The 7,526-nt window shown below is 71.7% G+C and carries 4 protein-coding genes; 2 read left to right on the top strand and 2 right to left on the bottom strand.

Going from position 1 to position 7,526, the window contains the following annotated elements:
• Positions 1–529 (bottom strand): ATP-binding protein (locus ACFPZN_RS49645; protein WP_378291066.1); only part of this gene is annotated, 529 nt, incomplete at its 3' end.
• A 310-nt stretch (positions 530–839) separates the two neighbouring features.
• Here ACFPZN_RS49645 and ACFPZN_RS49640 point away from each other — a divergent pair.
• Together ACFPZN_RS49640 and ACFPZN_RS49635 are read left to right on the top strand one after the other, a co-directional pair.
• Positions 840–5,078, top strand: a complete 4,239-nt coding sequence (locus ACFPZN_RS49640; protein WP_378291064.1) for a HAMP domain-containing protein — start codon at positions 840–842, stop codon at positions 5,076–5,078.
• A gap of 98 nt (positions 5,079–5,176) precedes the next feature.
• Complete coding sequence (locus ACFPZN_RS49635) at positions 5,177–5,860, top strand: response regulator (RefSeq protein WP_378291062.1); 684 nt, start codon at positions 5,177–5,179, stop codon at positions 5,858–5,860.
• Between the two features lie 172 nt (positions 5,861–6,032).
• Here the strand turns inward: ACFPZN_RS49635 and gltX are convergent, their stop codons facing one another.
• A complete protein-coding gene (gene gltX / locus ACFPZN_RS49630) occupies positions 6,033–7,460 on the bottom strand; it encodes a glutamate--tRNA ligase (RefSeq protein WP_378291060.1) in 1,428 nt (475 codons plus the stop codon).
• Between the last annotated feature and the right edge of the window lie 66 nt (positions 7,461–7,526).

The following is a 7,526-nucleotide window of genomic DNA, read 5'->3' as shown; positions in this document are numbered from 1 at the left end:
CGTCTCGGGCGCGTCCGGCGCGGCCGTCCCGCCGGGAGCGGACGCCACCGGCCTCGGCGCCGCCGCGCGGGCCGCCGAACGCCCCACCGGAGCCCGCCCCCGCCCCGGGCTCCTCCGAGGACACCCGGGGCCCCGAGGCGCCGTTGGACGCCCCGGGCCGCGGCAGCCGGAACCACACGCCCTTGGTGCGGCGGTCGTAGGTGACGCCCCAGGACGCCGCCAGCCGCGCGATCGACGGCAGGCCCCGGCCGCTGGAGGCGCTCATTCCGGGCATCGCGACCGAGCGGGTGGGGTGCAGGTCGCGGACCTCGACGAGGATGTCGCCGTCGGCGGTCAGCCGGCAGGCCACCTCGAAGGAGGTCCCGGCGTAGGTGACGGCGTTGGTGGCCAGCTCGCTGGTGGCCAGCACGGCGTCGTCGGCGGCCTCGTCCATGCCCCACTCGGCCAGCACCCGCCGGACGAACTGGCGGGCGTCCGCCACCGAGGCCGCGGCGGACGGGAAGGTGGCCGACACCGTCTGCCGTTCCAACAGTCGATCCTCACTCGTCGCGGTCATCGCCCGCCGCGCACGGCGGGGCGTGGGTCTGGCTATCGTGGCAGACCGGCCGACCACTCGGCCAGAAAAGCCCCGCCGCCAGGGATAAAGCCCTACCGCACGGTAAGCACGACAGACGGTAACACGAAGACTACAAGCCCGCGCCGGCGGCGCAGGCGTCCCATCACGGCCGCCTCCCGCCCCTGTGGCGACGTAGAGTACAGATGCGGCCCCGGAGGAAGGTATCCGTGGTTCCCCTGCACCCATACGCATACCCACATCGCGGGCCAGGAGGTCGAACAGCATGCCCCGTACCGCGTCCGGCACCCGCCACAACGGCGGTTCGTTCCGTGACACGACACCCCGGTACAGTGACGCCGACCTGGCGCCTCTCCTGAAGGCGCTGGCCGCCGTCCGGGACGGCAAGATCCGGACGGAGGTCGACGTGCCCGGGGAGGGCGCGGTGGCGGAGGCGGCGGCGATCCTGGAGGAGATCCGGGACAACGGCGAGCAGCTGGCGACCGGGCTGAGCCGGGTGCGCCGCGAGATCGGCCGGGACGGGCAGCTGCGCGGCCGGATCCCCGCGGGCGCGCTGAAGGGCGCCTGGGGGATGGCGGTCGAGGACGCCAACGCGATCATCGACAAGCTGACCGATCTGGCCACCGGCATGTACCAGGTGGTCGAGGCGGTGGCGCAGGGCGACCTGAACCAGCGGGTGGAGCTGCGGGTGCGCGGCCGTCCCATGCGCGGCGAGCTGCTGCGGATGGCCAAGTCGGTCAACGGGATGGTGGAGCTGCTCGACCAGTTCACCTGGGAGGTCACCCAGTTCGCGCGGGAGGTCGGCACCGAGGGCCGGCTGGGCGGGCAGGCGTCGGCGCGCGGCATGACCGGCCGGTGGCGGGACGTGACCTCCGCGGTGAACGCGATGGCGGGGCGGCTGACCGACCAGGTCCGCGACATCGCCGAGGTGACCACGGCGGTGGCGCGGGGCGACCTGACCCGGAAGGTGACCGTCGAGGCGACCGGTGAGCTGCAGGAGCTGAAGCTCACCGTGAACACCATGGTCGACCAGCTGTCGGCGTTCGCCGACGAGGTCACCCGGGTGGCCCGGGAGGTGGGCACCGAGGGGCAGCTGGGCGGCCAGGCCAACGTGCGGGGCGTGAGCGGGGTCTGGAAGGACCTGACCGACAACGTCAACGCGATGGCCAACAACCTGACCTACCAGGTCCGCAACATCGCCCAGGTCACCACGGCGGTGGCCGAGGGCGACCTGGGCAAGAAGATCACCGTGGACGCGCAGGGCGAGATCCTGCAGCTGAAGCTGACGGTGAACCAGATGGTCGACACGCTGTCGGCGTTCGCCGACGAGGTGACCCGCGTCGCCCGCGAGGTGGGCACCGAGGGGCGGCTGGGGGGCCAGGCCCGGGTGCCCGGGGTGAGCGGCGTGTGGAAGGACCTGACCAACAACGTCAACGGGATGGCGTCGAACCTGACCTACCAGGTCCGCAACATCGCGCAGGTGACCACGGCGGTGGCGCAGGGCGACCTGACCAAGAAGATCACGGTCGACGCGCAGGGCGAGATCCTGCAGCTCAAGGACACCATCAACACCATGGTCGACACCCTGTCGGCCTTCGCCGGCCAGGTGACCCGGGTGGCCCGCGAGGTGGGCGCGGAGGGACGCCTGGGCGGCCAGGCGAAGGTGCACGGCGTGAGCGGGGTCTGGAAGGACCTCACCGACAACGTCAACTCGATGGCGAACAATCTGACCACGCAGGTCCGCGGGATCGCGCAGGTGACCACGGCCGTCGCGCAGGGCGACCTGACCAAGAAGATCGCCGTCGACGCGCAGGGCGAGATCCTGCAGCTCAAGGACACCATCAACACCATGGTCGACACCCTGTCGGCCTTCGCCGCCGAGGTCACCCGCGTCGCCCGCGAGGTCGGCACCGAGGGGCGGCTGGGCGGCCAGGCGATCGTGCCCGGCGCCGGCGGCATGTGGAAGGACCTGACCGACAACGTCAACGGCATGGCCGGCAACCTGACCTACCAGGTGCGCAACATCGCGCAGGTGGCGACGGCGGTCGCGCACGGCGACCTGACCCGGCGCATCGACGTGGACGCCCAGGGCGAGATCCTGGAGCTGAAGACCACGCTGAACACCATGGTCGACACGCTGTCGTCGTTCGCCTCCGAGGTCACCCGGGTGGCCCGGGAGGTGGGCATCGAGGGGCGGCTGGGCGGCCAGGCCGAGGTGGAGGGCGTCTCGGGCACCTGGAAGCGGCTGACCGAGAGCGTGAACGAGCTGGCCGGCAACCTGACCACCCAGGTCCGCGCGATCGGCGAGGTGGCCAGCGCGGTCGCCACCGGCGACCTGAGCCGCAACATCACCGTCGGGGCGCGCGGCGAGGTCGCCGAGCTCAAGGACAACGTCAACCTGATGGTCGCCACCCTGCGCGAGACCACCCGGGCCAACGAGGAGCAGGACTGGCTCAAGACCAACCTGGCCCGGATCGGCGGGCTCATGCAGGGCCACCGCGACCTCATGCAGGTCGCCGAGCTGATCATGAGCGAGCTGACCCCGACCGCCAACGCCCAGTACGGCGCGTTCTACCTGGCCGAGCACTCCGGCGAGGAGACCGAGCTGGCGCTGATCGCCGGGTACGGGGTGCGCAAGAACCGCGCCGGGGCGCTCCGGTTCGCGCTGGGCGAGGGCCTGGTCGGGCAGGCCGCGGCCGAGCACCGCACGCTGCTGATCGCGGACGCCCCGGCCGACTACATCAAGATCGGGTCGGGGCTGGGCGAGGCGGGCCCGGTCAACATCATCGTGCTGCCGATCATGTTCGAGGACTCGGTGCTGGGCGCGATCGAGCTGGCCTCCTTCGCCCGGTTCACCGACGTCCACCTGGCCTTCTTCAGCCAGCTGATCGAGACGATCGGGGTCACCCTCAACGCGATCAGTGCCAACACCCGGACCGAGGCGCTGCTGACCGAGTCGCAGCGGCTGGCCCAGGAGCTGCAGGAGCGCTCGGACGAGCTGCAGCGCCAGCAGGGCGAGCTGCGCAACTCCAACACCGAGCTTGAGGAGAAGGCGGCGCTGCTGGCCCAGCAGAACCGCGCGATCGAGATCCAGAACTTCCAGATCGAGCAGGCCCGGCGCACCCTGGAGGAGCGCGCCGAGCAGCTGGCCATCTCCTCGCGCTACAAGTCCGAGTTCCTGGCCAACATGTCGCACGAGCTGCGCACCCCGCTCAACAGCCTGCTGGTGCTGGCCAAGCTGCTGTCGGAGAACCCGGGCGGCAACCTCACCGACAAGCAGGTCGAGTTCGCCCAGACCATCCACGACTCGGGCACCGACCTGCTGGAGCTGATCAACGACATCCTGGACCTGGCCAAGGTCGAGGCCGGGAAGATGGAGCTGCACCCGCAGCGGCTGGCGGTGTCCGGGCTGGTCGACTACGTCGACGCCACCTTCCGGCCGCTGGCGGTCGACAAGGGCCTGCACTTCGGGGTGGAGGTCTCCCCCGAGGTGCCGGGCCTGCTGCACACCGACGAGCAGCGGCTGCAGCAGGTGCTGCGCAACCTGCTGTCCAACGCGGTCAAGTTCACCGCCGAGGGCGAGGTGCGGCTGCGGATCGAGCGGGCCGGCGACATCAGCTTCACGCTGCCGGCGCTGTGGAACACCCCGGACGTGATCGCCTTCCGGGTGATCGACACCGGGATCGGGATCAGCGCCGACAAGCTGCAGGTGATCTTCGAGGCGTTCCAGCAGGCCGACGGCACCACCAGCCGCCGCTACGGCGGCACCGGGCTGGGCCTGTCGATCAGCCGCAACATCGCCCGGCTGCTGGGCGGGGAGATCCACGCCGAGAGCGAGCCGGGCCGCGGCAGCGTGTTCACCCTCTACCTGCCCGCGCAGTACTCCGAGCCGGACGGGCGGCGCCGCTCGGTGCTGCCCGACGAGCCGGTGCCGGCGGCGGTCACCGCCACCGCGACCGACCCGGGCGCCGCGGCGACCGCGCCGCCGATGGACCCGTCCATGGACCGGGTGCTGGCGGCCGAGCAGTCCGCCCCCGCCGGCGACCGTCGGGGCGAGTCCGAGCCGAGTCTGAACGGGCTGCTGGACGAGCCGCCCGCCGACTTCCTCGACACGGTGCTGTCCGGCCGCAAGGTGCTGATCGTCGACGACGACGTCCGCAACGTGTTCGCCCTGACCAGCGTGCTGGAGGGCTACGGCATGGAGGTGCTGTACGCCGAGGACGGCCATGCCGGCATCGAGGTGCTGCACCGCAACCCGGACGTGGCGCTGGTGCTCATGGACGTGATGATGCCCGGCCTGGACGGCTACGCCACGACCGCCGCGATCCGGGAGATGCCGCAGTTCGCCGAGCTGCCGATCATCGTGATCACGGCGAAGGTGATGAAGGGCGACCGGGAGAAGAGCCTGGCCTCCGGCGCGTCGGACTACGTCCCCAAGCCCGTGGACGTGGACCATCTCCTGGACGTCATGCGCAACTGGCTGCAACCCTCCATCGTCCGCTAGCCGCGCGGCCGACAATGGGGGCGGGCGGGCGCGGTGCGCCCGCCCGGACGGGGTGGCGAGCCGGGACGAGCCGGAACAGAGATGGTAGAAGGGCAAGCGTGGACGACAAGGCGAAGATCCTGCTCGTGGACGACCGCGAGGAGAACCTCATCGCGCTGGAGGCCATCCTCAGCTCGCTCGATCAGGACCTCATCCGGGCCCGTTCCGGCGAGGAGGCCCTCAAGGCGCTGCTGACCGACGAGTACGCGGTGATCCTGCTGGACGTGGTGATGCCGGGCATGGACGGCTTCGAGACCGCCCGCGACATCAAGCGCCGCCGCAAGACCCGCGACCTGCCGATCATCTTCCTGACGGCGGTGAACAGCGATCCCGACTACGCCTTCCGCGGGTACGCGGCGGGCGCGGTCGACTTCATCTCCAAGCCGTTCGACCCGTGGGTGCTGCGGGCCAAGGTGTCGGTGTTCGTGGAGCTGCACAACAAGAACAAGCAGCTGCGCGACCAGACGGTCCTGCTGCGCGAGCAGGCGGCGCTGCTGAGGGAGCAGGCCGCGCTGCTGCAGGCCCGGCCGTCCACCGATCCGAGCCGGGGGCCCGGCACCCTCCCGGAGGCGGCGGCGCGCGCCGCGGCGGAGTCGGCCGCCCGGCTGGCCTCGGTCGAGGAGCAGCTGGAGCGGCTGGGCAAGCGGCTCCCTGGCACGCTCCGCGAGGAGTTCGAGGAGCTGGACCGGCGGGTGGCCGACCTGCGCGACACCGTGGCGGGGCCGGACGACGTCGCACCGTGATCCCGGGTCGCCGTGATCCTGGGTCGCCGCGGTCCCGGACGGTGCCCGCGGGCGTGATCGTCCCCGGGCGGCGCCGCACGGGCCCCGGGTGAGCGCGCGGCCGGTGGCGGGTGCTTCCCCGCCACCGGCCGCGGTCGTTCCGGCGGCCGTCTGCGGTGTTCGCGCCCCGCTGTCAGGAGGCGGGCGCGGCGTCGCGCAGCTTGGCGCGGGCCGCGGCGATCCGGGCGAGGGTGCGCTCCCGGCCCAGGATCTCCAGCGACTCGAACAGCGGCAGGCCCACCGTGCGGCCGGTGGCGGCGACGCGGACGGGCGCCTGCGTCTTGCCGAGCTTGAGGCCCTGCGCGGCGCCGACCTCCTCCAGCCGCGTCTTGAGCCGCTCGGTCTCCCACGGCACGTCCCGGTAGGCCTCCTCGGTCGCGGCGAGGATCTCCGCGGCCGGACCCTTCAGCATGGCCTTGTTCCAGGACTGCTCGTCGTAGGGCGGCTCGTCCAGGAAGGCGAAGTCGACCATCGGCACGATCTCCGACAGCACCGCCACCCGGGTCTGGGCCAGCGGCGCGAGCCGCTCGAACACACCCAGGTCGACCTCGAACGGCGCGTCCTCCAGGAACGGCAGGCACTCGGCGACGAACCGCTCCGGCGGCAGCGCCCGGATGTACTCGCCGTTGAACGCGCGCAGCTTCTTGACGTCGAAGAAGGCCGGCGAGGTGTTGACGTTCTCGATCCGGAACTCCTCGACGATCGCCTCCCACGGCACGATCTCGCGGTCGCCGGAGGGCGCCCAGCCCAGCAGCATCAGGTAGTTGCGCATGGCGTCGGACAGGTAGCCCTCGGCCCGGTAGTCCTCCAGGGCGACCTTGTCGCGCCGCTTGGACAGCTTCTGCCGCTTCTCGTTCACGATCACCGGGACGTGCGCCCACACGGGCGGCTCGGCGCCCAGCGCCTCCCACAGCAGCTGCTGCTTGGGCGCGTTGGACAGGTGCTCCTCGCCCCGCACCACGTGGGTGATGCCCTGGCTGATGTCGTCGACCGCGTTGGCCAGCAGGAACGTCACCGAGCCGTCGGCGCGGGCGATGACGAAGTCCTCCAGGACGGCGTTCTCGAACACCGGCTTGCCGCGCAGCAGGTCGACCACCGTGGTCTGCCCCTCGTCGGGGCTGCGGAACCGCAGCGCCCGCCCGGGGCCGGGCTCCAGGCCGCGGTCGCGGCAGAAGTTGTCGTAGCCCTTGTACTGGCCGCCGGCGCGGGCGATCAGGTCGTCGCGGGTGCACTCGCAGTAGTAGGCGCGCCCGGCGTCGATCAGGGTGCGGGCGGCGGCGGCGTGCTTGTCGGCGTTGGCGGACTGGAAGTAGGGGCCCTCGTACTCGCCGCCGTCCATGCCGAGCCAGGCCAGCGCCCGGATGATCCCCTCGGTCCATTCGGGCTGGTTGCGGGAGGCGTCGGTGTCCTCGATCCGCAGCACGAGCGTGCCGCCCGCCTGCTTGGCCATCACCCAGTTGAACAGGGCGGACCGGGCCCCGCCCACGTGGAACATCCCCGTCGGGGAGGGGGCGAAGCGTACCCGGATGGAAGAACCAGAGGTCGACGGCGTGGAAGACATGCCTCAAGCGTAGAGCGCCCGGCACCCCGCTCGCGCCTGTAATTCGCCCCCCCTTCCCCCAGCGGC

Source organism: Actinomadura rugatobispora (assembly GCF_042656285.1).
GTDB lineage: Bacteria > Actinomycetota > Actinomycetes > Streptosporangiales > Streptosporangiaceae > Spirillospora > Spirillospora rugatobispora.
The sequence above is the reverse complement of the archived record's forward strand: the minus strand, read 5'-3'. Positions and strand labels throughout refer to the sequence as shown.

Coding starts and splice junctions, on each gene's coding strand:
- ACFPZN_RS49640 (WP_378291064.1), top strand. CDS start 840: ATGCCCCGTACCGCGTCCGGCACCCGCCACAACGGCGGTTCGTTCCGT.
- gltX (WP_378291060.1), bottom strand. CDS start 7,460: ATGTCTTCCACGCCGTCGACCTCTGGTTCTTCCATCCGGGTACGCTTC.